The 25,139-nt window shown below is 54.6% G+C and carries 22 protein-coding genes, 1 pseudogene and 1 riboswitch; of the genes and pseudogenes, 10 read left to right on the top strand and 13 right to left on the bottom strand.

The annotated features are described in order from the left end of the window. Positions 1-15: 15 nt before the first annotated feature. Complete coding sequence (locus tag WG219_21700) at positions 16-1,071, bottom strand: putative urea ABC transporter substrate-binding protein (GenBank protein WXL25873.1); 1,056 nt, start codon at positions 1,069-1,071, stop codon at positions 16-18. A gap of 61 nt (positions 1,072-1,132) precedes the next feature. Then, a riboswitch (guanidine-I (ykkC/yxkD leader) is annotated at positions 1,133-1,233 on the bottom strand. Positions 1,234-1,677: 444 nt separating this feature from the next. Here WG219_21700 and WG219_21705 point away from each other — a divergent pair. From WG219_21705 to WG219_21735, 7 genes and pseudogenes are all read left to right on the top strand, one after another. Next, positions 1,678-2,823, top strand: a complete 1,146-nt coding sequence (locus WG219_21705) for a hypothetical protein (protein WXL25874.1) — start codon at positions 1,678-1,680, stop codon at positions 2,821-2,823. 220 nt (positions 2,824-3,043) lie between these two features. After that, positions 3,044-3,535, top strand: a complete 492-nt coding sequence (locus WG219_21710) for a helix-turn-helix domain-containing protein (protein ID WXL25875.1) — start codon at positions 3,044-3,046, stop codon at positions 3,533-3,535. 104 nt (positions 3,536-3,639) lie between these two features. After that, complete coding sequence (locus tag WG219_21715; protein ID WXL25876.1) at positions 3,640-4,551, top strand: diiron oxygenase; 912 nt, start codon at positions 3,640-3,642, stop codon at positions 4,549-4,551. Positions 4,552-4,708: 157 nt separating this feature from the next. Further along, the gene (locus WG219_21720) at positions 4,709-5,422 is read left to right on the top strand and encodes an enoyl-CoA hydratase/isomerase family protein (protein WXL25877.1); all 714 of its coding nucleotides are present in this window, start codon (positions 4,709-4,711) and stop codon (positions 5,420-5,422) included. A gap of 26 nt (positions 5,423-5,448) precedes the next feature. Beyond that, positions 5,449-5,970, top strand: coding sequence for a thioesterase family protein (locus tag WG219_21725; protein WXL25878.1), 522 nt, complete (start codon positions 5,449-5,451; stop codon positions 5,968-5,970). A gap of 27 nt (positions 5,971-5,997) precedes the next feature. Beyond that, on the top strand, positions 5,998-7,695 hold the full coding sequence (locus WG219_21730) for an AMP-binding protein (protein WXL25879.1): 1,698 nt from the start codon (positions 5,998-6,000) through the stop codon (positions 7,693-7,695). Positions 7,696-7,737: 42 nt separating this feature from the next. Continuing rightward, positions 7,738-9,003 (top strand): annotated as a pseudogene (locus WG219_21735) (FAD-dependent oxidoreductase). Positions 9,004-9,068: 65 nt separating this feature from the next. Here WG219_21735 and WG219_21740 read toward each other — a convergent pair. After that, positions 9,069-11,276 carry an OsmC domain/YcaO domain-containing protein gene (locus tag WG219_21740; protein WXL25880.1) on the bottom strand — a complete coding sequence of 736 codons (2,208 nt, stop codon included), beginning with the start codon at positions 11,274-11,276 and terminating at the stop codon, positions 9,069-9,071. A gap of 156 nt (positions 11,277-11,432) precedes the next feature. Then, positions 11,433-11,801 carry a helix-turn-helix domain-containing protein gene (locus WG219_21745; GenBank protein ID WXL25881.1) on the bottom strand — a complete coding sequence of 123 codons (369 nt, stop codon included), beginning with the start codon at positions 11,799-11,801 and terminating at the stop codon, positions 11,433-11,435. A gap of 374 nt (positions 11,802-12,175) precedes the next feature. On the opposite strand from WG219_21745, the gene WG219_21750 reads away from it, so the two are divergent. After that, a complete protein-coding gene (locus tag WG219_21750) occupies positions 12,176-12,808 on the top strand; it encodes a nitroreductase family protein (protein ID WXL25882.1) in 633 nt (210 codons plus the stop codon). Positions 12,809-12,915: 107 nt separating this feature from the next. On the opposite strand, the gene WG219_21755 is transcribed toward WG219_21750, so the two are convergent. The 3 genes from WG219_21755 to WG219_21765 all read right to left on the bottom strand — a co-directional run bounded on the left by WG219_21755 (position 12,916) and on the right by WG219_21765 (position 15,371). Next, entirely contained in the window at positions 12,916-13,956 is a 1,041-nt protein-coding gene (locus tag WG219_21755; protein ID WXL25883.1) for a cyclase family protein, read from the bottom strand. 73 nt (positions 13,957-14,029) lie between these two features. Further along, positions 14,030-14,596 carry an NADPH-dependent FMN reductase gene (locus tag WG219_21760; protein WXL25884.1) on the bottom strand — a complete coding sequence of 189 codons (567 nt, stop codon included), beginning with the start codon at positions 14,594-14,596 and terminating at the stop codon, positions 14,030-14,032. Between the two features lie 52 nt (positions 14,597-14,648). Continuing rightward, positions 14,649-15,371 carry a protein-disulfide isomerase gene (locus WG219_21765; protein ID WXL25885.1) on the bottom strand — a complete coding sequence of 241 codons (723 nt, stop codon included), beginning with the start codon at positions 15,369-15,371 and terminating at the stop codon, positions 14,649-14,651. A gap of 170 nt (positions 15,372-15,541) precedes the next feature. Between WG219_21765 and WG219_21770 the strand changes: the two genes are divergently transcribed. Both WG219_21770 and WG219_21775 read left to right on the top strand, forming a co-directional pair. After that, a complete protein-coding gene (locus WG219_21770) occupies positions 15,542-16,483 on the top strand; it encodes a LysR family transcriptional regulator (protein WXL25886.1) in 942 nt (313 codons plus the stop codon). Positions 16,484-17,185: 702 nt separating this feature from the next. Next, positions 17,186-17,398 carry a hypothetical protein gene (locus WG219_21775; GenBank protein WXL25887.1) on the top strand — a complete coding sequence of 71 codons (213 nt, stop codon included), beginning with the start codon at positions 17,186-17,188 and terminating at the stop codon, positions 17,396-17,398. Positions 17,399-17,438: 40 nt separating this feature from the next. Here the strand turns inward: WG219_21775 and glmS are convergent, their stop codons facing one another. From glmS to atpG, 7 genes are all read right to left on the bottom strand, one after another. Next, positions 17,439-19,274 carry a glutamine--fructose-6-phosphate transaminase (isomerizing) gene (gene glmS, locus WG219_21780; protein ID WXL25888.1) on the bottom strand — a complete coding sequence of 612 codons (1,836 nt, stop codon included), beginning with the start codon at positions 19,272-19,274 and terminating at the stop codon, positions 17,439-17,441. Positions 19,275-19,284: 10 nt separating this feature from the next. After that, positions 19,285-20,052 carry a DeoR family transcriptional regulator gene (locus WG219_21785; protein ID WXL25889.1) on the bottom strand — a complete coding sequence of 256 codons (768 nt, stop codon included), beginning with the start codon at positions 20,050-20,052 and terminating at the stop codon, positions 19,285-19,287. Between the two features lie 120 nt (positions 20,053-20,172). Then, positions 20,173-20,784: a LysE family transporter gene (locus WG219_21790; protein ID WXL25890.1), complete on the bottom strand. Its 612-nt coding sequence runs from the start codon at positions 20,782-20,784 to the stop codon at positions 20,173-20,175. A 48-nt stretch (positions 20,785-20,832) separates the two neighbouring features. Then, entirely contained in the window at positions 20,833-22,200 is a 1,368-nt protein-coding gene (gene glmU / locus WG219_21795) for a bifunctional UDP-N-acetylglucosamine diphosphorylase/glucosamine-1-phosphate N-acetyltransferase GlmU (protein ID WXL25891.1), read from the bottom strand. Positions 22,201-22,323: 123 nt separating this feature from the next. Beyond that, a complete protein-coding gene (locus WG219_21800) occupies positions 22,324-22,749 on the bottom strand; it encodes a F0F1 ATP synthase subunit epsilon (protein WXL25892.1) in 426 nt (141 codons plus the stop codon). A gap of 82 nt (positions 22,750-22,831) precedes the next feature. Next, entirely contained in the window at positions 22,832-24,208 is a 1,377-nt protein-coding gene (gene atpD / locus WG219_21805; GenBank protein WXL25893.1) for a F0F1 ATP synthase subunit beta, read from the bottom strand. A 30-nt stretch (positions 24,209-24,238) separates the two neighbouring features. Further along, on the bottom strand, positions 24,239-25,099 hold the full coding sequence (gene atpG, locus WG219_21810; protein WXL25894.1) for a F0F1 ATP synthase subunit gamma: 861 nt from the start codon (positions 25,097-25,099) through the stop codon (positions 24,239-24,241). Between the last annotated feature and the right edge of the window lie 40 nt (positions 25,100-25,139).

Consider the following 25,139-nt stretch of genomic DNA (forward strand, 5'->3'; position numbering starts at 1 on the left):
GAGGCTCTCCTGAGATCAGAGCTGGCCGTTTACGGCTTGGCGCAGGTAGGTCGCGTCGAAACGCAGCTTGATGTTTTGAGGGTCGCCATTGACTGCACCATCGGCCAGCTCAACACCGATGGCATCGGCGCTGCGGGCCCCTTCACCGAGCAAGCCCTTATCAAAGGAGAAGTCAGCCACATGCCGCATGGTCTGGCTCAGCTTGGGGCTGCTGACAAAGGCCAGTGCATCTTCAGCGGTGTACATCAGTGCGGTGGTTTTCAACTGGCTTTGGAAATCAGCTAGGGTGGTGCCTGCATCCTTAGCCATAGCGCCCAGCGCATTGGCGTCCTGTGCCTGCATCAATGCCATGACCTCATACCAGGCCCCGGTCAGGGCTTTACCCAGTTCAGGGTTAGCCTTGAGCGTTGCCGTGTTCACCACCAACAGGTCGATGATTTCTCCGGGCACTTGGCTTGAGTCAAACACGCGGCTGGCCTCCGACTGAGCGGCAATGCTTGAGAGCTGCGGGTTCCACGCCACCACCGCTTGCACCTGAGGTGCAGAAAAGGCGCCGACAATGTCCGCATCCGAGGTGTTGACCACCTTGATATCTCGCTCGCGCAGGCCAACGCTGTCCAACCCTCGGGCCAGCAAGTAATGCGATACGGAGAACTGCACCAAATGCACATCCTGGTCTTTGATATCAGCCAGGGATTTGCCCTGCCCCTTGAGCACGATGCCGTCGTTGCCGTTGGAGTAGCTCCCCGCGATCAGCGCCGTGCTGTCGACACCACCGGCAGCCGGTACCGTCAGGGCGTCCATGTTGGTCATGGTGCAGCCATCAAACTGACCCACCGTGTACTGGTTGATCGACTCGATGTAATCGTTGAGTTGGGTGATTTTGATTTCGATGCCGTACTTGTCGGCCCACTTATCCACAATCCCTTGGGTCTGGGCAAAGCCCCAGGGCATCCAGCCCGCGTAGAGGGTCCAGCAGATATCGAAGCGTTTCGGGTCAGCGTGGGCCGGAATAGCGACCAGGCTGGCGAGGCAAAGGGCTAGCGTTCCTACTATGCGGCAAGTGCTCATGCGAACCTCCAGTCAGGTTGGATATAAGCGGGAGCAGCGCGACACCAATGAGGGTGCAGCTCTCTCCCGGGCTTTTATCCCGCCGTGTAACCTCGACTAGAGGTCGCTAGCTCTCGGACCAGTCATCCACCTGCATGGACCGGAACCCTAGCCAGCCATTTCAAGTTCGCAGCACGTTGCCATGCTGCTCCGCTTGATTAGGGTTTGAGCAAGCGCCATGCCAACCCAATCAATGCAAAAAAGCTGATTAAATACAGCGTATTAGCGTTTTTCGTGCACGATCAGTGAATTTTATAGGCGAACTCCGCTGGTGCAGCCGATTCAAATAAGCACCGAAACAGTGCCTCGTGCCGTGCGAAAATAAGCCTGCGTGATAAACTTCATCCCACTTGCGCCAACGGCTCAAGTCTGGACGAGGACGACCCCGACCACGTATCACATCAAAGGGACGACCCTGTAACTGGAATACGCTGCAATGGTCTTCTCTCTTTCCGCGACTGAACGTTTTCCCCGAACTCTCCCTTCTTCCGCCAACGCGACTGAACGGTTTGCGCGCACGCGTCGCGTCATGCAAGCCGCCCATAAGCCATGCACGGAGGTGAACTCATGAACACTGCAAACCGACTCATCACGCCGGTTACCTGGGCACGCATGATCGGCGCCTGGCTAGTTGTCGCACTGTTTCTTATCTACGGCGACAGCATCCTCGCTGCCCCCATCACACCGCTAACCGCCAGCTGGGTATTTGCCCTGCTGTTTATCACCATCCTCGCTGCCTCATTCGGCGTGGTGCATGAGGCGGATCATCTGGCGGAACAGTTGGGGGAACCTTACGGCACGCTGATCCTCACCCTCTCAATTGTGGGCATTGAGGTAATCCTGATTGCCTCGGTACTGCTCGGCCCGGCCGAAACGCCCACCATCGGCCGCGACTCCATTTTTGCCGTGATGATGATCATCATGAACCTGGTCATGGGCATCTGCCTGATTGCCGGTGCAGCTCGCCACAATGAACAGGAGTACAACGCCCAAGGCACCGCCAGCTACCTGTCGATGATCGCCCTACTCACTGGCGTAGCGCTGGTGCTGCCCAACTTCACCAGCATCCCCGGGGAGTTCTCATTCAGACAGGCTGCTGCCATTAGCTCAATGACCATCGTGCTGTATGGCGTCTTCCTGTGGAAACAAATGAGCAGCCATCGACGCTTCTTTATCCAGCCCGAAGCAGGATCACTGTCAGTGGCACCTGTGGATAAAGCAGACTCAGGCACTCACTCCGGTCAAAAAGACCGGGATGTGCGGGGTTTGGTCATCCACAGTGCCGTCCTGCTGGCGCTGATTCTGCCCATTGTGCTGCTGGCCCATTACTTGGCCGTAGTCACCGATTACGGCATCGAAGCCGCAGGCATGCCGCTGGCGGTAGGCGGCGTTCTGATCGCGATTATCGTGTTCACGCCAGAGTCGATCACTGCCGTCAAAGCCGCACTCAACAACGAAATGCAGCGCGCCATTAACCTGTGTCTGGGTGCGTTTGTTTCCACCGTCGGCCTGACAGTGCCAGTGGTGCTGATTATCGGCATGCTCACTGGCAAACAAGTGATCATGGGCATCAGCAGCCTCGAAACCGTACTGTTTGCCCTTACCTTGTTTCTGAGCATGCAGACCTTCAACGGCCAGCGCACGTCCCCCATCCAGGGCTACATGCACATGATGTTGTTTGTGGTGTTTGGGATGCTGTTGTTTTATCCGTAATTCTTGAATACCCGGCTGGTGCTACCTGAGCAAGCACCAGCCACTACAGCATAAACACACCTGTCACTGCACTCCGAGCAGCTCCCAGTCTGTCTATTAACGGACTCATTTCAAACCAGCCAATTTAGAACATTCTTACCGTTAGTCGACCAACTGCCTTTTTGCCATTGCATCGACCTCTTTATACAACCAATATAACTTCATTATTTAGAGTGTTCTCATGCGCCGAACATCATTTGAAGACATGAACTGCCCAATCGCGAGAAGCCTCGATCTAATAGGTGACTGGTGGACACTGCTGATACTGCGCAATGCCTTTTGCGGAATACGTCATTTTCAGGACTTTCAGAACCACCTAGGTATTTCCAGTGGCACCCTCACAAATCGCCTGCAACGCCTGACCGACCAAGAGATTCTGGAGCGTTTGCCAAACCCTACAGATGGACGTGTATATGAATACGAATTGAGTGAGAAAGGTCGCCAACTTTTCCCTCTGCTGCTGGTACTGACCGAGTGGGGCGAGAGGTGGTTGCCCCACCCTCAGGGCCGTCGCATTCGGCTGGTCAAGCGTGACTCCGGGCAGGCCATTACCGGCTTGTGTGCGATTGCTGAGGACGGCAGCCAGGTGGCTCTGGAAGATATCGTCGCATTGCCTGGACCGGCGGCTGATGAAGATACCTGGGTGCTGATCAATGCACAGCAAAAACTCTGACTCTCACCCCATGAATAGCATCGATAAATCCATTAAGGAGGTGTCCGCATCTAGCAACGGCAATACTGAAAACTGAACCGATGAACTGATCAATGGAGCAGCACATGGAAGTCACAGCAAAAATAATAGACAACCCCATCCAGCTCAATGCTAAACGCAGCAACGTGGTAGGCACCCTTATTGATGCCTCACACCGCAAGCTGCTGAAGCTCAACGAGGTCGTCGACTGGTCGACCGGCGTTGACAAGACTCAGTTACCTAAACTTGAAGAAACCGCCTGGCTGTATGGCACCCCCTATTGGGACGCCATGAACGCGGAGCAGCGTTTGGAGAGCCTTTGGCTGGAAACAGCACGGGACGTGTCCTACTTCATCTGGCTCGAACAGGCATTGCCTCAGCTTTACGTTGGCTATGTCAACAAATACAACGACGTACTGTCGCCCGATGTGCGTGAATACCTGATGATTTTCTCCCGTGAGGAAATCGTGCACACCCTGATGTTCCGCCGTTATCTCAAGGTCGCCGATCTGGAGATGTGGAGTAACCCGGAAACTATCCCGCAGTTCTCAACCTTCGAACAACAACTGCCCAACCGCCATCCAGTCTACGGGATCATTTGGAACTTGCTGATCGAGTGGTTTGCTGAGCTCAACTCCATCTACCAGACTCAACACGACAGCATCGATCCACTAACCCGCAGAATGTTCCGCGAGCACCATATGGAAGAAGTGCGGCATATCGCATTCGCCAAGCACATTGCGGAAAACTTCTTCGAAACTGCGCCAGCCGACGAAGTTGAAGAAATGTGCAAATTCTTCCGCATGGGCTACCAGTTCCTGGTTGATGAATACACCTTCATGCCAGAGATCGCGCGCTTTTCTTCGTTTGAGTTCCCGGTCAAAGCTGATGACCAAGAAGCGATCAAAGCAATCCGCAACTCCACCCATAACCAGGCGCTCAACGAGAAGCGTTTCAAGGATGTGAACGACTGGTGCCGCAAGTACGGCATTATCTAAGTCAAAACGGCGGTAACCGGTACCCCTCACCAAGCGAGGTAGTGCGGTACCGGTTGGTCCGAAAGCAGACTAGGGAAGGTGAGCAATGATTGCACAGCGCTACCACAAAAGCGGCAGCATCCTCGAGCTATCAATTTGTAATCCGCCGGCAAATCTGATGAGCCTGGAAATCCTCCAGGCGATGCAGGCAGCTATCGTCGAAGCCCCACAGAGCGGCATACGCGGCATAATCATTAGCGGCCAGAACGGTTCGTTCTCCTCGGGCATTGACCTGTTCACCCTGCTAAGAGCAAAACCCGACTACATCGAGCAGTACTGGCAAGCGGTGTTTGGTCTCGCCTACAGCATGGCGCAATGCCCAATTCCGATCATTTCAGCGATTAGCGGCCATTGCATGGCCTCCGGTGCGCTGATCGCGGTCTTCAGCGATTACCGAATCATGGCTGAAGGCAACTGGAACTTCGGTTTTACCGAAGTTCAGGCAGGCATAGTCTTGCCTGAGTGTTTCCAACTGGCACTGCGTCGACTGGTTGGCCCTCATCAAACCATGCGCCTGCTGATGCTGGGTGAACTGTTAAAACCAGCGCAGGCACTCAACATCGGCGTAGTAGATGAACTCTGCCCCGTCGATGAGCTCAACGTCACCGCTATCGAACGCTTGGATACCTTCCTGACCCTGCCCGAAACCGCCTTTCTGGAAATTCGCCAGATGAACAAGGCCGACCTGCACCAGCAATTTAGGTCTCAGGAAGACTTACCCATCAAGGCTTTCGTCGAGTCTTTTCTGGCTCCAGATGTACAGCAACAGCTGCAACGCCTGGCAGTAGATTTACTCACTCGCCTACAACGCCGCCGGGCAGTGACCTTCTGAATCTTGCTGACAGAGTGAGCCCACCAATGAACCTGTATTTACGCCTGCTCGTTACCTTGCTCCGCTCTCTATTCAAACCGTCGATCCGCGTCGGCGACAGCATTGAATTAAGCCTAAGGGTCTGGCCCAACGACCTGGACATCAACGGGCACATGAACAACGGGCGCTATCTGACCGTGCTGGACCTAGCTCTAATCGAGTACATGGCCCGCGCCGGCATGCTCAAACTCGCCCTTAAAAAAGGCTGGCGCCCGGTTCTAGGGGCTTCGATGCTCAATTACCGCAAAGGCTTGAAACCCTTTGCGCGCTACCGCCTGCGTTTCTCCCTGGTGTGCTGGGACGAGCGTTGGAGCTACATGAAGTTTGAGTTCCTCTGCGGCGAAACCGTCATGGCCTCCGGGCAAAGCAAAGGCGCAATTCTCAGCAAAAAAGGCGTCGTTGCCAGTAATGAGCTGTACCAGGCACTTGGCCACACCGGCTCTACCCCCGAAATCCCAGACTCGATCCGTGCGTGGCAGGAAGCTGAACGCCTGATGACGCTCGCATAACCCAAATAAGAAGTGAGTATTAAATCTATGCAACTGAAAGACTTCGCAAAGGATAAATCGCCGATCGAAATGCTCTACCACTGGACTGAGCAGACGCCTGAGGCTATTTACCTGCGCCAGCCAGTAGAAGGCCAATGGCAGGAGTACAGCTGGGCACAGGTCGACGATCAGGTCCGTCGGCTAGCCAGTGCACTCAAAAGCCTGGGGCTGGAACAGGGGGACAAGGTCGCGATTCTTTCGAAAAACTGCGCAGAATGGATCGTCTCCGACCTGGCTCTGCAGTTCGCCGGCCTGGTCAGCGTACCGTTGTATGTCGACCAGACACCTGAGTCCCTGGCCTATGTTTTGGAACATTCGGAGTCAAAAGCAATTTTTGTCGGCAAACTCGACGAGCCGGTTTGGCAGCGCCTCAAACCCAGCATTCCGGCGAACATGGTGAAAATCGGCTTCTCGTACTACGGCAGCGATTGCGACTTCGTGCGCACCCATGAAGTACAGCACCAGCTACCCGAGTTAATCGCCAGCCATGCGCCAATGAGCGGTAAACCAATACCGGGCGACGAAGATATCTGGACCATCATCTATACCTCCGGCACCACCGGTAATCCTAAGGGTGTGGTGCACTGCTACCGCGCACCACGGCATGTGGGACACCGAGCTTTGGCGGTATTCAACCTCAACGCCAATGACCGCAGCCTGTCATTCCTGCCACTGGCCCACGTAGCGGAACGCCTGCTGCTAGCCAGCAACAGCCTGTATTCAGGCATGCAGATCAACTTTACCCAGTCACTCAAGACCTTCCAGAACGATCTGTGCTCAGTCAGACCAACCATATTCTTTTCAGTGCCGCGCCTGTGGAAGAAGTTCCAGGACAACATCCTTGCGAAACTCCCACAATCCCGTCTCGATATCCTGCTGGCTATACCGCTGCTGCGTAACCTGGTTGCCCGCAAAGTGCGTAGGGCCTTGGGGCTCGACCAAGCCCGGATGATCGTGTCCGGGGCCGCAGCCCTGTCGCCGGCGCTGCAGGCGTGGTACGGCCGAATCGGCCTGCAGATCAGTGAAGGCTATGGTATGACCGAGAACTTCGCCTATGGCTTTATTGGACGGCCAGATGCTTTCCGGCCCGGCACAGTCGGTAAAGCCATGCCGGATAATGGCGCGAAGCTCAGTACCGAAGGGGAAGTGCTGTTCAAGTCGCCCACACTGATGCAGGGTTATTACAAAGAGCCTGAGAAAACCCAAGAATCTCTCGACCCCGAAGGCTACTACCGCACCGGCGACCTGGGCCAGCTCGACAGCGATGGCTACCTGCGCATCACTGGCAGGATCAAAGAGTTGTTCAAAACCGAAAAAGGCGAATACGTGGCGCCTGCGCCCATCGAGGCAAAACTCTCGGCCTTCAAAGGCTTTGAGCAGATCTGTCTGATTGGCTCTGGAATGCCCCAGCCGGTGGCAGTCATCACCCTGTCAGAGTCCTTTCGGCAGGTTAAACAGGATGAGCTGAGCCGGACCATTGGTGATTTTGTCGATCAGACTAATCAGCAGCTACTCAATCACGAGAAAATTGTCGGTGTAATTGTCGCCACACGCGACTGGTCACCGGATTCAGGACTAGTGACACCAACATTGAAAGTCAAACGTAACCTGATTGAAGAACAATATGCCGAACTGGCCCAACACCTCACCAACTCACAAGTGCGCGTGCTCTGGGAGAGGGTCTGAAGCATGCCGAAGCATTTGCCCTGGCAGGGAAACAAAGGCGCACGTATCGCCATTCTAGGAGCAGGCCCCGCAGGTCTGAGTGCAGCCTGCACACTGCATGAACTGGGCTACCAGCGCGTCACCCTGTTTGAGCAAAGCCCCCGTATCGGTGGCAAGGTTTACTCAATGCCAAGCCCTAACGGTATCGTCGAGATCGGGGCGGTCCTAGCCAGTGCAGATTACAGCTATGTACTGGGGCTGGCCAAGCGTTATGGGATTGCCTACCAGCATTACCCGGTACCGGTAACGTTCGTTGACCAGCAACAGCGTCACGATGTGATGGGCTTCTTGCATAGCCGCAACGCGCCTGAGGTAGTTGAACAAGCAATCCGTTGCTATGCCACTGCGCTGCAACGCTTTGTCCTCGACCAGCCTCAACAGTTGAGCCAAGCCGATGCAGAGCTGTTTCTACCTTTTGAACAATTTGCCCAACGCCACGGGTTCACACCTGTTGCGCAAGTAGCGCGGAGCATTCTGGTGGGCTTCGGTTACGGCGACTATGGAAACACTCCAGCCCTGTACCTTATGCAGGTCATCGGCTGGCTGTTGAAGATCGAAAATGGCGAACTGCGTCTGGGCGAGTTTTTCATGTTCCCCACAGGCTATCAGTCGCTCTGGGAAGCTATCAGCGCAGACTTCGACGTGCGCACTAACGCCCGCATCACCTCAATTGCGCCAGACCAGGAAGGCAGCGGCTCTCTACGCCTGTTGATCAACGAAACCCATGACTTCGCGTTCGACGCCCTGCTTATCAGCGCGCCGCTCAACCAGATCAGCCACCTGATGTCTTGGCCAGCAACGCATCAACAGCTTTTTAGCCAGGTGCGTAGCCTGCGTTATCTGGTGAATCTGTTTCGCGCCCAAAAACTACCCACACAAGAGTTTGCCTTTCTGCATGAGAACTCGGCGCCTTCGCAACTGAACCATACTGCCGCATGGGCCAACCGCTCAGGTGATAACCCTGTCTATATCAGCTGGCAACAGGCTTCACGTGAGGTATCGGCGGAACAACTTACGGAAACCCTGAGTGAAGATATCCGCAATCAGGGCGGCGAACTGGACGCACTGCTACTGCGCTATGAATGGGACTACTTCCCCCATGTAGACAGTCAGGCCCTGAGCAGCGGATTTTTTCCCAAGCTTGAACAATTACAAGGGCAGTCAGGGATTTACTATATTGGTGCAACCTTAGCATTTGAAACCGTCGAACACTGTGCCCGTCAGGCCCGCTCGCTGATTCACCAAAAATTCCAACCTGTAGAGGACTGAGCGTATCTTGCAAAGGGGCCATCCATTGCGACCAAGCCCCCCGGCAAACGACTGTGGATACTCCATCAACGAGAGTTATACACACCCACCGCTTTCGCCCGTGCCGCATGCAGTTTCTTGTAGCTGTCGATGAGGCGCAGGTGACGGTCGAGGCCTTCCAGCTTCATGCTGGTCGGGGTAAGGCCGTAGAAGCGCACAGTGCCTTCCACGGAGCCGATCACCGCGTCCATGCGCTCGTTGCCGAACATGCGGCGGAAGTTGGTTTCGTAATCTTCCAGCTCCATGTCTTCATCAATCACCACTTCTAGGACCACGTTGAGGGCTTGATAGAACAGGCCTCGCTCAACGGTGTTGTCGTTGTACTGGAGGAAGGCTTCGACCAGGTCTTTAGCGTCTTCAAAGCGCTGCAAGGCCACATAGATCAGCAGCTTCAGCTCAAGGATGGTCAGCTGACCCCAAGCGGTGTTGTCGTCAAACTCGATGCCGATCAGGGTTTTGATGTCGGTGTAGTCATCCAGCTCGCTTTCTTCCAGACGCTCGACCAGCGCTTGCAGGGCTTCGTCGTCGAGGCTGTGCAGATTCAGGATGTCTTCGCGGAAGAACAGTGCTTTGTTGGTGTTATCCCAGATCAAATCCTCGATCGGATAAATCTCGGAATAGCCCGGCACCAGAATGCGGCAGGCCGTAGCACCGAGATGCTCATAGACCGCCATGTAGGCTTCTTTACCCATGTCTTCGAGAATGCCAAACAGGGTTGCGGCTTCCTCTTCGTTGGGGTTTTCACCGTCGCTGGAGAAGTCCCACTCAACGAATTCGTAATCAGCCTTGGAGCTGAAGAAGCGCCACGACACCACGCCGCTGGAGTCGATGAAGTGCTCAACAAAGTTGTTCGGCTCCATCACCGCATGGCCCTGGAAGGTCGGCTGCGGTAGGTCGTTGAGGCCTTCAAAACTGCGGCCTTGCAGCAGTTCGGTGAGGCTGCGCTCCAGCGCCACTTCAAAGCGCGGATGGGCGCCGAAGGAGGCGAACACGCCGCCGGTGCGAGGGTTCATCAGGGTGACGCACATCACCGGGAACTCACCGCCCAGCGATGCATCCTTCACCAGCACCGGGAAGCCTTGCTCCTCCAGCCCTTTGATGCCCGCAACGATGCCGGGGTACTTGGCCAACACTTCTTCCGGCACGTCCGGCAGGGCGATTTCGCCCTCAAGAATCTCACGCTTAACCGCACGCTCGAAGATTTCCGAGAGGCACTGCACCTGCGCCTCAGCCAGGGTATTACCGGCGCTCATGCCGTTGCTGAGGTAGAGGTTTTCGATCAGGTTGGACGGGAAGTACACCACCTCGCCATCGGACTGGCGCACATACGGCAGCGAGCAGATACCGCACTCGATGTTGCCGGAGTTGGTGTCGTACAGGTGCGAGCCACGCAGCTCGCCGTCCGGGTTGTAGATCTTCAGGGTGTAAGGATCAAGGATTTCTTTAGGCAGCTCGTCCTTGCGACCCGGCTGGAACCAGCGCTCGTCCGGGTAATGCACGAACGGCGCGTTGGCGATTTCTTCGCCCCAGAACTGGTCGTTGTAGAAGAAGTTGCAGTTCAGACGCTCGATAAACTCGCCCAAAGCCGACGCCAGCGCACTTTCTTTGGTTGAGCCCTTGCCGTTGGTAAAGCACATGGGCGACTGCGCATCGCGGATATGCAGGGACCAGACGTTAGGCACGATGTTGCGCCAGGAAGCGATTTCGATCTTCATCCCCAGCCCAGCCAAAATCGCGGACATATTGGCGATGGTTTCTTCCAGCGGCAGGTCTTTGCCGGGGATCACAGTGCTGGTGCCAGAGGTATCCAGCGCCAGCAATGCTTGAGCGTCGGCGTCGAGGTTATCCACCTCTTCGATGATGAAATCGGGGCCGGTCTGCACCACCTTTTTCACCGTGCAGCGGTCGATGGAACGCAAGATGCCCTGGCGGTCTTTCTCGGAGATATCCGCAGGCAGCTCGACCTGGATTTTGAAGATCTGCTTGTAGCGGTCTTCCGGGTCGACAATGTTGTTCTGCGACAGGCGAATATTCTCAGTGGGGATATCCCGCGTCTGGCAGTACAACTTCACAAAGTACGCTGCACACAGTGCAGACGAAGCCAGGAAGTAGTCAAACGGCCCCGGCGCAGAGCCGTCACCTTTGTAACGGATCGGCTGGTCAGCGATCACTGTGAAGTCGTCGAACTTGGCTTCAAGTCGAAGGTTGTCGAGAAAGTTGACCTTGATTTCCATGGGGCAGCTACCGGTTAAGCACGCAAAAAATTGCCGCCATTATCCGGGTTTTGCCGGAGAAAGCTCGGACCTTGAGATGATTTGCAGCCTAGAGGTAGTTATCCACAGAGAAATCGCCATGCGTGTTCGTCGCCCTATGTGGATAAGTCGACAGACTCAGTCCTGTGTTTGAGCCTCACAGACCGATGCACTGACCTCGCGATGCTTTTGCCCCCACTCAACCATCTGCACGATCACGTCCTTCAACTGCTCGCCGGACTCAGTGAGCTCATAGCGAGTAACGCTGATTCCGTTTTCTTTGCTTTGACTCTTAGCCACCACTCCGTTGATTTCCAGCTCTTTCAGCTCCCGCGAAACCATGCGCGGTGTAATGCCAGTGATCAGTCGCTCGATATCACTGAAGCGCCGGCCGCCCTCCAGTAACACGCAGACAATAGCCAACTTCCACTTTCCGCTGATTACATTGAGCGTGTCTTTAAGGGCGACAACGAATGCCCGGTTGCACGAACTTTGTTCAAATTCCATTGAGCGCATACTCCCACATACTATTAAGTTCAAGTATAAATTTTTATATCTACATTCAACTATAACGCATTATAGTCAAAAGAATTTGAAAACATACTTTATATAAAAGATAGTACTGCTTAGTTTGAGAACCGAGAATCCTCATCTATCCAATAATCCAACCGCCTCGCTCATCACGCAGCTAACCCAGGCGCCTGCCCATTTCATACAGAACCAAGGGTTGCGCTTCATCAGGCTGGTTTTCAGGTCTATTTATCTGAATTAGTCGTGTGAATAACTTATAAATAAACCTTTTATTAAACCGCCTTAATTTTCTAAGCCTGCGTGCGCTGGCCACTAGGTCATCTGCAACTATCATTTATAGGAAGTTTGAAATGGAACTTATCAATGCCCTTCACTGGCGCTATGCAACTAAACAAATGACAGGAGAAAAGCTCGATCAAAGTTTGGTTGACCAAATCATCGAAGCGGCTCGTCTTGCGCCTACCTCGGCGGGTCTTCAGCCTTTCCGAATCATTTCCATCACCAATCCAGCGCTGAAGGAAAAGATTGCACCGCTTGCCATGAATCAGCCGCAGATCACTCAATGCTCTCACCTGTTGGTGTTTGTCTCCTGGGACACCATGAGCGACGAGCGCATCGAGGCGATGTACGACTACATCAACGCGCAACGCTCGCTACCATCAGAAACCACAGCTGAGGTGGTAAATAACCTCAAAGGCCTGTTCTCAACATTCACACCTGAACAGCAATACCACCACAGCGCCAAACAAGCCCATATCGGTGTTGGTCTGGCTGTGGCAGCAGCGTCGCTGCTACGGGTTGATGCCACACCGATGGAAGGCTTCGACAAAACCGGTCTGGACCAACTGTTGAATCTTAAAGAACGTGGCCTGCAATCCGTGCTGTTGCTTGCATTGGGTCGTCGTGATGCTGAAAACGACTGGCTGCTCAACCTGAAAAAGATTCGCGTCCCGACAGAAGACTTCGTGATCGAAATGGACTAACACTCCGCTCCTTTGGGTGTCGGCGGAACCCATTCGGGTTCCGCTTTTTTTCGGTGAAGGTGGATAAATGCCTACCTGATCACTTATTCACAGCCCGCTAAGGCTTATTAGAGCACCGACCGGCCAATCGCCACTGGCCTTACAGGTGCTTGTGCGCCGCCTTTGATCTTCAATGGCAACACCATCGCGCAGGATTCCCAGACCTTGTGCGCTGCCAACTCATCCAGCTTGGCGTTCTGGATTTGATAAATCCCAGCCTGACTCAGGTTGTTGTGGTGGATCGCAAACGGCAGCCCTTTGGGAGTACCTGCCGGCTGTGCAGTGCCATTGAGCATGCCTGGCGGAGCCGGATCGGTGAATGGGTTGTCCAGCGCTACGGCAACAATCTGCTTGCTCTGCAAATACAAAGCAGCGTCATAGCCTAAGCCCGGCCCACGGGTGTAATAAACGTCCGGATCATTTGTCCACTTCTTACCCCAGCCAGTGTGGATAAGTAGCATGTCACCCGGCAGGATACCGCGTTCAGCAAGCCCTTGAGCCTTTAGCATGCCTTCAATATCCGCGCGGCTGATGATCTGGTTGTCGTTCAATGCCTGACCATTATTCAGGTAGCGCGACGCATCCAAGAGCACGGCTGAGGTGATGATAGGCGGAATCTTTTCGGTGCCCAGCACTTGCAGACCACCATCGTCCCGGGGCTTCACTTCGTCATGGGTCCAGCCACCGTAGTATTTAAGCTGATGCTTGGGAAATTCACCTTTGCCATCCCAGATCTCCGGCAGATAGGCGAAATGGCCCAAGGCATCAATCTGCGTACCCTGCCCGCCGATATTGCCGCGCACCGATTCGGTGTTGAAGCCGTGGTAAGTACCAGGCATGCCATGGGGAGCATCAAAGCTGTAGTGCTCAGGCTCAGCAAATTTAGCCTGGGGCATGTCGTTCGAGCGGTCATAAGACAACTCATAGGCCTGTGAGCCCGGCTTATTCATTTGGACTGTGCATCTGCCCCAGGTTTCTGGGCCAATGTGGCGGGCCATACCAATTTGATCGCGCCCAGACTTATCCACAACCTCGGCAAAGACAGGGGTAACAACCATGCTGAGCAGCGCCAGCATCATTGGTTTCAAAATCATTTGGTTAATCGTCATACCTACTTCCTTAACTGCATGACACCCACGATCACTGGAGATCGTGGGTGTTTTATTGCCTCCGGGCAGGCTTTTAAGCCTTTTGGCGTACGTTCTTCAGTGCCTCGCCCCAGCTCTCGAGCTGATCGAACATGTTGTGAATTGAGCCGTCATGCACATCTGAAGGGGTGAATTCGCGCATGTCTTTAAAGTCAGTGAACAGATTGAAACCTGGCTGTACTTTCACCACCGCCACTTCCAGCGAGATCAAAATCTCCCGCAATGCCCGCGCAGCCGAGCTGCCGCCGGTGGAGCCGAAACCGACAATGCCAGCAGCCTTATTCACAAACTCCGGATAGAGGTAATCCAGGGCATTTTTAAGGGACGCAATGACGCCACGGTTGTATTCAGGGTTGATGAAGACGAATCCATCCAGACGCGAGATGGTTTCTGACCAGGCTTTAGCCTGAGGTGTCTGGTAGTCAGAACTGAAGGCCGCGGGAATAGGCTCATCGTAGAGCGGCAGGTCATAGTCCAGCAGATCGACGATTTCGTAATGAACGTTGGCACGCCCTTGAGCATGCTTGAGGATGTGTTGTGCAACCTGAGGGCTGACACGTTGAGAACGGGTAGACCCGATGATAATGCCGATATTAAGCATGGAAACACTCCTGTGGATAACATCCAACGTGATGTGTAGAACTAACGAGGATTCAATTTGGCAAAGCGCGAGTCAGTTGACTCACCGCTCGGTCAGCAGTGATGTAGCCATTGGCCAGGGTCTTCACCTCTCCTTCTATCTCCAGCAGTAGTGTTGGGAAGGAGTTAACGCCCCATTGATGGCGCTTTTGAAAAGCTTCGTGAGTCGCCTTTTGCGCGGTTTCTGAGAGGAACAGCAGCTTGAAGGCCTCAAAATCCAGACCTGCCTGCTCGCATGGCCCTTTGTAGAAATCAACCTGACGGGGGTCCGCGCCATCCACGTAAAAGTGCTGCTGAACCGCTGTGAAGAACGCCAACACTACGCCCTCAGGTAAACCATCGCGTGTTTGCAGCAGTTGCACCGTCACCACAGCACGGCAAGCAGGCTCGGTGTCGTAGTTGAACGATTCACGGTCAAGCAGGCTGTAGCCAAATGGCTGCCCGCTCACTTCATGGATATGGCTCCATTCTTTACGCAGGAACGCTTTGAACTGAGCGGTCCATGGATCACCACCACCGACGCGTAAGCCCCCCACATTGACGGTAAAGTCGATACCCTGTTGGGCACAGAACGCCTCAAGCGTCTTGAGCGCCGGGGATATCCCCCAGCACCAGGAACACATCGGGTCTCCGATGTAATGCACCGCCAAACCTTTTTTAGGGATGGCTTTGTTATCCCCAGCCGAAGCCGCATCGGGGATTTGGCAGGCACCGGTATCGGGGTCACAGTTCATCATCAACACACTCCTTCTCTTGCACCGGGCAAAGCCACGGACAGATTCATGTGTGGAGCGGTGCAAGGATGACTTGCCTACCGCTCCACTCGACGGAGTCAGGTTGATTCAGATCGAAATTATGATAAATACCTGTATTTATGACTTTTAATTCAACAAAGCTGAACAATTAAATGGACAGACTTGCAGCCATGAAAACCTTCGTCTGTGTGGTTGAAGCAGGAAGCTTCACCCGCGCAGCAGATGTGCTCATGTTGCCAAAGGCCCGGGTGTCGCAACGCATTTCCGATCTTGAGGGCCATCTCGGCGTTCGCCTCCTCAACCGCACCACCCGCGCCCTCAGCTTGACCGATGACGGCCACGCCTACTTCGCCAAATGCCAGATCATCTTGCAGGAGATTGAAGAACTGGAAGGCGCGCTCAAAGGCGGTACGCAAGAGCCGAGAGGACGTTTGCGAGTCGAGGCGCTGGTCTCTGTTGCACGCTGGATTATTGCCCCCAATCTGCAACAGTTTCAGGCGCGCTACCCTCATATAAGCGTTCGCCTGAGTAGCAGTGACCGTATCAGCAATATCCTGGAGGAAGGGATCGACTGCACCATCCGCGGCGGCACGCTGGAAGACTCCAGCCTGATTGCCCGGCAGATAGGAGAAGTCAGCATGGGTCTGTATGCCTCAGAGGATTATCTGCAACGTATGGGCACCCCCACTTATCCACAGCAGCTGGTGGAGCATCAGCGGATCTATTGGTTCAGCGGACAGCGCAATCCGTTTGCCTGGCGATTAATGAAGGGCAGTGATCTATATGACGTGCCAGCGCAGGAAGGCTTGCAGTTCGATGACCCAGACGTAGCCTTAGCGTCCTGCATGGCAGGCGGGGGCATTTGCCCCGGCGCTCCCTTCGCGGTTGCAAGCAGGGTCAGAGCAGGCCAATTGGTGCCAGTACTGCATCAATGGCACTTCAAATCACGCCCTGTGCATATCCTTTACCCAAGTAACAAACACCTGTCGGCTCGTGTTCGCTGCTTTGTCGATTGGCTTGTAGAACTTATCCACAGCGAAAAAAGCCTTGCACTGAGCCCTGAGCAATTGGCCCAGTCGGTAAATAACAATTGATCTAGAAATCCTTACCGCAAACGGCTTTATATCCCCCCGACAGTGCCTTTCAGTGAGTTTCATGGAAAGCGCTTAGAACACACTCATAAATAATGAATTTTCGAACATGTCAAAATTGTAATGTTTGCGTAATGCTGCCGTTAGTTTCTTCCATAGATCATAGCGGCACGTATAAATAATTACGCACGTACTGCCCTATGAATATAACTGTCAAAACCAGTGGAGCATCGACGGGCTAAAAAACTTTAACCAGTTTAAGGCTCCTACAAATTCTTGGCGAAGGACTGGAGCCTTAAATATTCGCCTTGGAGTAGCACTCCTTTGTAAAGGTGGATATTCGGCGCCCATATGGGCGCCTTTTTAATTCCTAAAAATGCATAACCGTAATTAACAGGAAGGCATTCCAACTTGGGGCAAAATCTACGGCCTGAATCTCGATATCGCCAATATCATCTGCATGCCCCCCAGAATCTACTGCTGCAGCAATATTAGTAAATACATTGCCATGAGGATTCACAAGGTAACCTGAACACCGTGCGTTACTTGGTTCAAGACAAATGCCGCAATAACAAGTAATGCCAACAGGCTGGCTCTGCTCAGGCGACAGGGCCAGTCTGGTTAATCCGAAGCACTATCTAGCGCGCTGACTAGACTTACCCACAGCCGGTGGCTATCGTCACCCTTTCAGATCACGTGCGCAGCATGAAAAAGCCTGAATTGGAGAAGAGTATCAGCGCATTTATTGAGCAAACCAACCAGCAGTTGCTCAACCACGAAAAGTTAGCCGGAGTGGTGATTGGCGGATCAACGAGTGCAGTAGGAAGAAGCCTGAGTTATCAACAACCGATATTCACAAGCTGGCCCTTGTCTCAATCAGTGCTGGGACAAGGGCTAAAAGCACAGGCTTGTGGATAAGTAGAGCACCGACCGCTTACTCCACCTATCCACAGCCCCCTTATTCCACCGTCACACTCTTAGCCAAGTTACGCGGCTGATCCACGTCGGTACCCTTGAGCACAGCAACATAGTAGGACAGCAGTTGCAGCGGGATGGTGTAGAGAATCGGCGCCAGCACGTCGTGGATATGCGGCATGGTGACGACGTGGGTGCCTTCGCCGTTGCGCATGCTGGCGTCTTCGTCAGCGAAGACGATCAGCTCACCACCACGGGCGCGGACTTCCTGCAGGTTGGATTTGAGTTTCTCCAGCAGCTCGTTGTTAGGCGCGACAGTGACCACCGGCATATCGTTATCCACAAGCGCCAGCGGGCCGTGCTTGAGCTCGCCTGCGGGATAGGCTTCGGCGTGGATATAGGAAATTTCCTTGAGCTTAAGCGCACCTTCCATCGCCACCGGGTATTGGGCGCCGCGGCCGAGGAACAGGCTGTGGTGCTTCTCGGCAAACAGCTCTGAAACTTTTTCCACAATGCTGTCCATGGCCAGCGCTTCACCCAGGCGGGTCGGCAGGCGGCGCAATTCATCCACAAGCTCGGCTTCATCAGCTTTGCTCAGGGTTCCGCGCACCTGGCCCAGCGCCAGGGTCAACATCAGCAGGGCAACCAGTTGGGTGGTGAAAGCTTTGGTCGAAGCCACGCCAATTTCACGCCCGGCCTGAGTCAGCAGGGTCAAGTCAGACTCACGCACCAGCGAACTGATGCCGACGTTACAGATTGCCAAGGTGCCGAGGAAACCCAACTCTTTGGCGTTGCGCAGGGCAGCCAGGGTGTCGGCGGTCTCGCCGGACTGGGAGATGGTCACGAACAAGGTATCCGGCTGCACCACCACCTTGCGGTAGCGGAACTCGCTGGCCACTTCGACCTGACACGGAATCCCCGCCAGCCCTTCCAGCCAGTAACGGGCGACCATACCAGCGTGATAGCTAGTGCCACAGGCCACAATCTGCACATTGCGCACCTTGGCGAACAACTCCGGTGCCTGCGGGCCGAAAGCCTCCACCAGTACTTGTTGCTGGGCCAGACGGCCTTCTAGGGTACGCTGCACCACCATTGGCTGCTCGTGGATCTCTTTGAGCATGTAATGGCGGTATTCGCCCTTATCGGCTGACTCTGCACCATCGCGGTACTGCACGGTTTCACGCTGTACCAACTGGCCGTCACGGTCCCAGATCTGCACCTGCTCGCGCTGGATTTCAGCGATATCGCCTTCTTCAAGGTACATAAAGCGGTCAGTGACCTGACGCAGCGCCAACTGATCCGAAGCCAGAAAGTTTTCCCCAAGGCCCAGACCAATCACCAGCGGGCTGCCGCTGCGGGCAGCAACCAAACGGTCGGGTTGCTTCGCGCTGATAACAGCCAGGCCATAAGCACCATGCAGCTGCTTAACCACAGCCTTGAGTGCATCACTGAGGTTGTGGATAGTTTTCAGGGTGTCGTCCAGCAGATGCACGATCACTTCGGTATCGGTATCTGAACTGAACACATAACCTTTCGCTTTCAGCTCCGCGCGCAGCTCTTCGTGGTTTTCGATAATGCCGTTGTGGACAACTGCCAGATCACTGCCGGAGAAATGTGGGTGAGCGTTGGCTTCAGTCGGCGCACCATGGGTCGCCCAACGGGTGTGGGCAATACCCAGGCGGCCATTAAGCGGCTGCTCGTGCAGGGCATTTTCCAGCTCGCTGACTTTACCCACACGGCGGCGGCGATCCAGTACACCGTCATTGCCCAGCACCGCCACACCGGCGCTGTCATAGCCGCGGTATTCGAGGCGCTTCAGACCTTCAACCAGAATGGCGGTGATATTGCGTTCAGCAACTGCGCCAACGATGCCACACATATATTTCTCCTCAGGATTCAACCGCCGCGCAGATCAGCTTAATGCCTCGCGCAGTCAGTTGTTCACGCGCCTCATGACTCAGGCGGTCATCGGTTATCAGGGTATGGATGCTGCTCCAGGGCAGCTCCAGATTGGGAATCTTGCGACCGATCTTGTCGCTCTCGACCATCACCACCACTTCCCGCGCCACTTCAGACATCACCCTGCTCAGGCCAAGCAACTCATTGAACGTAGTGGTGCCGCGATGCAGGTCGATGCCATCGGCGCCAATAAATAATTGATCGAAGTCGTAGGAACGCAGTACCTGCTCGGCAACCTGGCCCTGAAATGACTCGGAATGAGGGTCCCAGGTTCCGCCTGTCATTAACAACACGGGCTCATGTTCCAGTTCACAGATAGCGCGGGCGACGTTCAGTGAGTTAGTCATCACCACCAGCCCGGCCTTATAACCGAGCTGAGGAATCATCGCCGCCGTGGTGGTGCCGCTGTCGATAATGATCCGCGCATGCTCACGAATCAGCCCCACGCCCGCACGGGCAATGGCCTGCTTGTAATGGGATACGGGCTGAGTATCGCTAATCAGCTCTTGCGGCATCGGCACCGCACCACCATAGCGGCGTAGCAACAGGCCGTTCTTTTCCAGAGCAGCCAGATCCTTACGAATCGTAACTTCTGAAGTGGAAAAAGCTTTCGACAACTCATCCACACTCACTTCGCCCTGCTCGGTAAGCAAGGCAAGGATGGTATGGCGGCGCTGTGCAGTGTCACGTTTCGACATTTAAGTTTCGATTCGAAAGATAGCGATGCGAATCAAAGCCTACCTGCCACAACGAGTCAAGTAGATAAGCGACTAAAGGCAGTGATTGTTAATCCTTGCCGAGGTTATCCACACGCTGACCTATTGCAGAGTCAGTTTTATCCCGAATCCCACCAGACACACTCCAGCCAGTCTTTCCAGCCAACGGGTGACTTTCGGATTAGCGCGCAAGCGCTCAGCCAGGAAATAGGTCAGCAGTACTACGATCAGGCCGTAGATAAACGTCAGTACCGCAATAGTCACAGCAAGGAAGCCGAAAGTGAGGATGCCCTGATGAGTTTTAGGATCAATGAATAGAGGGAAGAAGGCCATGTAAAACATGATTGCCTTGGGATTGAATAACGTTATCAACAGGGTCTGCCAGAGGTAACGGCGAGCCTCAATGTTAATACTCGGCCCCTGCCCCGGCTTGGCAAAGACCATCTTCAATCCCAGCCAAATCAGATAGGCCGCCCCCAACCACTGCACCACATGAAATGCAGTGGGATAGGCCTTGAGCATGGTCGCCACACCTGCAACGGCCATCCACATTAATACCTGATCACCCAGAATCACGCCGAACGTCGAGGCAATACCGCCACGGATCCCGCCCTTGCCTGTGGATAAGATCAAAGCCAGATTACCTGGGCCCGGAATCGCCAACAAAATCAGAAAGGCCACCACAAAAGCGCCGTAATCGGTAACTCCGAACATGGTTAAGGCTCCTACTGCTTAAAGGGCTTTTATCCACAGACCTGTTGATCAGTCTCGCTTAATCTTCACCGGCCGCTTCCAACCGTCGATATTGCGCTGCTTAGCACGGCCAACTGCAAGCGTATCGGCAGGCACATCTGTAGTGATCACAGAGCCAGCCCCCGTTGTAGCACGATCCCCCAGCGTAACCGGGGCAACCAACGCACTGTTGGAGCCAATAAAGACATCTTCACCCATGACCGTCTTGGACTTATTCGCGCCGTCATAGTTACAGGTGATGGTGCCAGCCCCGATGTTGGTGCGCGCACCGATTTCGGCATCGCCCAAATAGCTCAGGTGCCCAGCTTTGGCGCCCTCGCCCATCACTGCATTCTTCAGCTCAACAAAGTTACCCACATGGGCCTTGGCCTTGAGCACAGACCCCGGACGCAAGCGGGCAAACGGACCGCAATCTGCGCCCTCACCCATCTCGGCACCTTCCAGATGACTGTTGGCTTTGACGATGGAACCGGCACGCAGCACTGAGTCTTTGATCACGCAGTTCGGGCCAATCTGTACGCCATCCTCAATGACCACACGGCCTTCAAGAATGACGTTTACGTCGATAGATACATCGCGGCCGACTGTTACCTCGCCGCGCAGGTCGAAACGTGCCGGATCAATCAGGGTCACGCCCTGAGTCATCAGGCGACGGGCAGCGCGGTACTGATAATGGCGTTCGAGTTGAGACAGCTGAATGCGGTCATTCGCCCCCAGCACCTCCATCTCGTCCTGCGCCTGCTCGGTTGCAACCACAAGGCCGTCCGCAACCGCCATCGCGATCACATCTGTCAGATAGTACTCGCCCTGAGCATTGCTGTTGGAAAGGCGCCCTAACCATTCACCCAGGCGTTTACCAGGTACGGCGAGAATGCCGGTGTTGCCTTCACGTATCTGACGCTGCTCGTCGCTGGCATCCTTGTGCTCGACGATGGCTTTAACCACGCCTTGTTCATCACGGACGATACGGCCATAACCGGTCGGATCCTGCAGGTTGACGGTCAGCAGCCCCAGCTGTTGGTCACTCACCTGCTGCAGCAAACGCTCAAGGGTTTCAGTCTCAATCAGCGGTACATCGCCGTACAGAATCAGCACGCGTTCTGCGGTCAACGCAGGCAGTGCCTGGGCCACAGCATGCCCTGTACCCAGCTGTTGGGCTTGCAAAACGAAATTAAGGTCATCGGCCGCCAGGCGTTCACGCACCAATTCCGCACCGTGCCCAATCACCACATGGATGCCCTTCGGATTCAGCTTACGCGCCGTATCAATCACATGCCCCAGCATCGACTTCCCGGCAACCGGGTGTAGAACTTTTGGCAGAGCCGAACGCATGCGAGTGCCTTGTCCAGCGGCGAGAATGACGATATCGAGCGACATAAACAAATCCTTTGGTATCCAGAACACAGTCAGACACCGTGTTATAGAAAAAGATGAAATTGCAGGCAAAGAAAAAGGGTAGCCAAGGCTACCCTTTTACTTGCTTGCGATGAAGCGGAGGAATTAACCGCCGAACTTCTTGCGCAGTTGCTGAATGGTCCGCAGCTGGGCTGTGACCTCAGCCAAATGAGCAGCCGCCGAGCCGTAATCGAACTCTGCGCCTTTCTCATTCAGCGCTTTCTCAGCAGCCTTAAGGGCTTCCTGAGCAGCAGCTTCATCGATATCGGCAGCACGCTGCACGGTATCGGCGAGAACTTTCACCATACTCGGCTGAACTTCAAGGAAGCCACCGGAGATGTAAAACACCTCGGTTTCGCCACCTTGTTTGACCAGACGAATCGGACCCGGCTTGAGGTCGGTAATCAGCGGCGCGTGGCCTGGAGAGATACCAAGATCCCCCAGGTTACCGTGCGCAATCACCATCTCGACCAGACCGGAGAAGATTTCGCCTTCTGCGCTGACGATGTCGCAATGGACTGTCATAGCCATGTCTAACCTCACGTATCGGTCCGTTGATCACCATCAGGCATTCAGCCAGACCGTAAGCGCCCGTTACCGGGCGCACGGGTGATTACAGTTTCTTCGCTTTCTCAACAGCTTCTTCGATGCTGCCGACCATGTAGAACGCCTGCTCTGGCAGGTGATCGTAGTCACCTTTCAGAATGCCGCTGAAACCAGCGATGGTGTCCTTCAGAGAAACGTACTTACCTGGCGAACCAGTGAAGACTTCTGCCACGAAGAATGGCTGGGACAGGAAGCGCTGGATCTTACGAGCACGGGATACCAGTTGCTTATCTTCTTCGGACAGTTCGTCCATACCCAGAATAGCAATGATGTCCTTCAGCTCTTTGTAGCGCTGCAGAACGTACTGAACGCCACGAGCGGTGTCGTAGTGCTCCTGACCGATTACCAGCGGATCCAGCTGACGAGAAGTCGAATCCAGTGGGTCTACCGCCGGGTAGATACCCAGGGAAGCGATGTCACGGGACAGTACGACTGTTGCGTCCAAGTGGGCGAAGGTGGTCGCCGGGCTCGGGTCAGTCAAGTCATCCGCAGGTACGTATACGGCCTGGATGGAAGTAATCGAACCGGTTTTGGTCGAAGTAATACGCTCTTGCAGAACGCCCATTTCTTCGGCCAGAGTCGGCTGATAACCCACCGCAGAAGGCATACGGCCCAGCAGTGCAGATACTTCGGTACCGGCGAGGGTGTAACGGTAGATGTTGTCCACGAAGAACAGAACATCACGGCCTTCGTCACGGAATTTCTCAGCCATGGTCAGACCGGTCAGCGCTACGCGCAGACGGTTTCCTGGTGGCTCGTTCATCTGACCGTAGACCAGAGCTACTTTGTCGAGAACGTTAGAGTCCTTCATCTCGTGGTAGAAGTCGTTACCCTCACGAGTACGCTCACCCACACCAGCGAACACGGAATAACCGCTGTGCTCGATGGCGATGTTACGGATCAGTTCCATCATGTTTACGGTTTTGCCCACACCGGCACCACCGAACAGACCTACTTTACCGCCCTTGGCGAACGGGCAAACCAGGTCAATAACCTTGATGCCTGTTTCCAGCAGCTCGTTGCCGCCAGCTTGGTCAGCGTAGCTCGGTGCAGCGCGGTGGATTTCCCACTGCTCTTCTTCACCGATCGGACCCGCTTCGTCAATTGGGTTGCCCAACACGTCCATGATCCGGCCCAGAGTCGCTTTACCGACCGGTACGGTGATGGCTTTGTTGGTGCGAGTGACGTCCAGACCGCGCTTGAGGCCTTCGGTCGAACCCATCGCAATGGAACGTACCACGCCGTCGCCCAGCTGCTGCTGAACTTCCAGAGTGGTTTCGGCGCCAACTACTTTCAGCGCCTCGTATACGGCTGGCACCTGATCACGCGGGAATTCCACGTCGATAACGGCGCCGATGATTTGAACGATACGTCCGCTACTCATCTTTGGTTCCTCTGAATATTTGAACCGTTCTTAAACCGCGGCAGCGCCGCCGACGATTTCCGAAATTTCCTGGGTGATCGCTGCTTGACGAGCCTTGTTGTAAACCAACTGCAAGTCTTTGATGAGTTCGCCAGCGTTGTCGGTGGCGTTCTTCATCGCGATCATCCGCGCCGCTTGTTCAGCTGCACTGTTCTCAACTACCGCCTGGTAAACCTGCGACTCCACATAACGAACCATCAAGCCGTCCAGCAGCTCTTTGGCGTCGGGTTCATACAGGTAGTCCCAGTGATGCTTCAGATCCTGATCAGGATCAGCGACCAGCGGAACCAGTTGTTCCACAGTCGGCTTCTGCGTCATGGTGTTGATGAACTTGTTTGAAACCACGGACAAACGATCGATGCGACCTTCGAGGTAGGCATCGAGCATTACCTTGACGCTACCGATCAGATCATTGATCGACGGTTCCTCGCCCAGGTGGCTGATCGCAGCAACGATATTGCCACCAAAGTTACGGAAGAACGCCGCACCTTTGCTGCCAATTACGCAGAGATCAATCTCTACGCCTTGCTCGCGATTGCTCGCCATGTCCTTGACCAGAGCCTTGAACAGGTTGGTGTTCAGACCACCACACAGACCACGGTCCGAGCTCACTACGACATAACCGACGCGCTTAACAGGGCGTTCGATCATGAACGGGTGACGGTACTCCGGGTTGGCGTTGGCCAGATGACCAATAACCTGGCGGATACGCTCCGCGTAGGGACGGCTTGCACTCATGCGCTGTTGTGCCTTGCGCATTTTGCTGACCGCCACCTTCTCCATGGCGCTGGTGATCTTCTGCGTGCTTTTGATGCTCGCAATCTTGCTGCGAATCTCTTTTGCGCCTGCCATTTGACACCTATCGGGTTAGCAAGCGGGGACCTCGCGGTCC

Origin of the sequence: Pseudomonas mendocina (assembly GCA_037482215.1) — a bacterium.
Classification (GTDB): domain Bacteria; phylum Pseudomonadota; class Gammaproteobacteria; order Pseudomonadales; family Pseudomonadaceae; genus Aquipseudomonas; species Aquipseudomonas mendocina_E.

Coding starts and splice junctions, on each gene's coding strand:
- WG219_21700 (WXL25873.1), bottom strand. CDS start 1,071: ATGAGCACTTGCCGCATAGTAGGAACGCTAGCCCTTTGCCTCGCCAGC.
- WG219_21705 (WXL25874.1), top strand. CDS start 1,678: ATGAACACTGCAAACCGACTCATCACGCCGGTTACCTGGGCACGCATG.
- WG219_21710 (WXL25875.1), top strand. CDS start 3,044: ATGCGCCGAACATCATTTGAAGACATGAACTGCCCAATCGCGAGAAGC.
- WG219_21715 (WXL25876.1), top strand. CDS start 3,640: ATGGAAGTCACAGCAAAAATAATAGACAACCCCATCCAGCTCAATGCT.
- WG219_21720 (WXL25877.1), top strand. CDS start 4,709: ATGAGCCTGGAAATCCTCCAGGCGATGCAGGCAGCTATCGTCGAAGCC.
- WG219_21725 (WXL25878.1), top strand. CDS start 5,449: ATGAACCTGTATTTACGCCTGCTCGTTACCTTGCTCCGCTCTCTATTC.
- WG219_21730 (WXL25879.1), top strand. CDS start 5,998: ATGCAACTGAAAGACTTCGCAAAGGATAAATCGCCGATCGAAATGCTC.
- WG219_21740 (WXL25880.1), bottom strand. CDS start 11,276: ATGGAAATCAAGGTCAACTTTCTCGACAACCTTCGACTTGAAGCCAAG.
- WG219_21745 (WXL25881.1), bottom strand. CDS start 11,801: ATGGAATTTGAACAAAGTTCGTGCAACCGGGCATTCGTTGTCGCCCTT.
- WG219_21750 (WXL25882.1), top strand. CDS start 12,176: ATGGAACTTATCAATGCCCTTCACTGGCGCTATGCAACTAAACAAATG.
- WG219_21755 (WXL25883.1), bottom strand. CDS start 13,956: ATGACGATTAACCAAATGATTTTGAAACCAATGATGCTGGCGCTGCTC.
- WG219_21760 (WXL25884.1), bottom strand. CDS start 14,596: ATGCTTAATATCGGCATTATCATCGGGTCTACCCGTTCTCAACGTGTC.
- WG219_21765 (WXL25885.1), bottom strand. CDS start 15,371: ATGATGAACTGTGACCCCGATACCGGTGCCTGCCAAATCCCCGATGCG.
- WG219_21770 (WXL25886.1), top strand. CDS start 15,542: ATGGACAGACTTGCAGCCATGAAAACCTTCGTCTGTGTGGTTGAAGCA.
- WG219_21775 (WXL25887.1), top strand. CDS start 17,186: ATGAAAAAGCCTGAATTGGAGAAGAGTATCAGCGCATTTATTGAGCAA.
- glmS (WXL25888.1), bottom strand. CDS start 19,274: ATGTGTGGCATCGTTGGCGCAGTTGCTGAACGCAATATCACCGCCATT.
- WG219_21785 (WXL25889.1), bottom strand. CDS start 20,052: ATGTCGAAACGTGACACTGCACAGCGCCGCCATACCATCCTTGCCTTG.
- WG219_21790 (WXL25890.1), bottom strand. CDS start 20,784: ATGTTCGGAGTTACCGATTACGGCGCTTTTGTGGTGGCCTTTCTGATT.
- glmU (WXL25891.1), bottom strand. CDS start 22,200: ATGTCGCTCGATATCGTCATTCTCGCCGCTGGACAAGGCACTCGCATG.
- WG219_21800 (WXL25892.1), bottom strand. CDS start 22,749: ATGGCTATGACAGTCCATTGCGACATCGTCAGCGCAGAAGGCGAAATC.
- atpD (WXL25893.1), bottom strand. CDS start 24,208: ATGAGTAGCGGACGTATCGTTCAAATCATCGGCGCCGTTATCGACGTG.
- atpG (WXL25894.1), bottom strand. CDS start 25,099: ATGGCAGGCGCAAAAGAGATTCGCAGCAAGATTGCGAGCATCAAAAGC.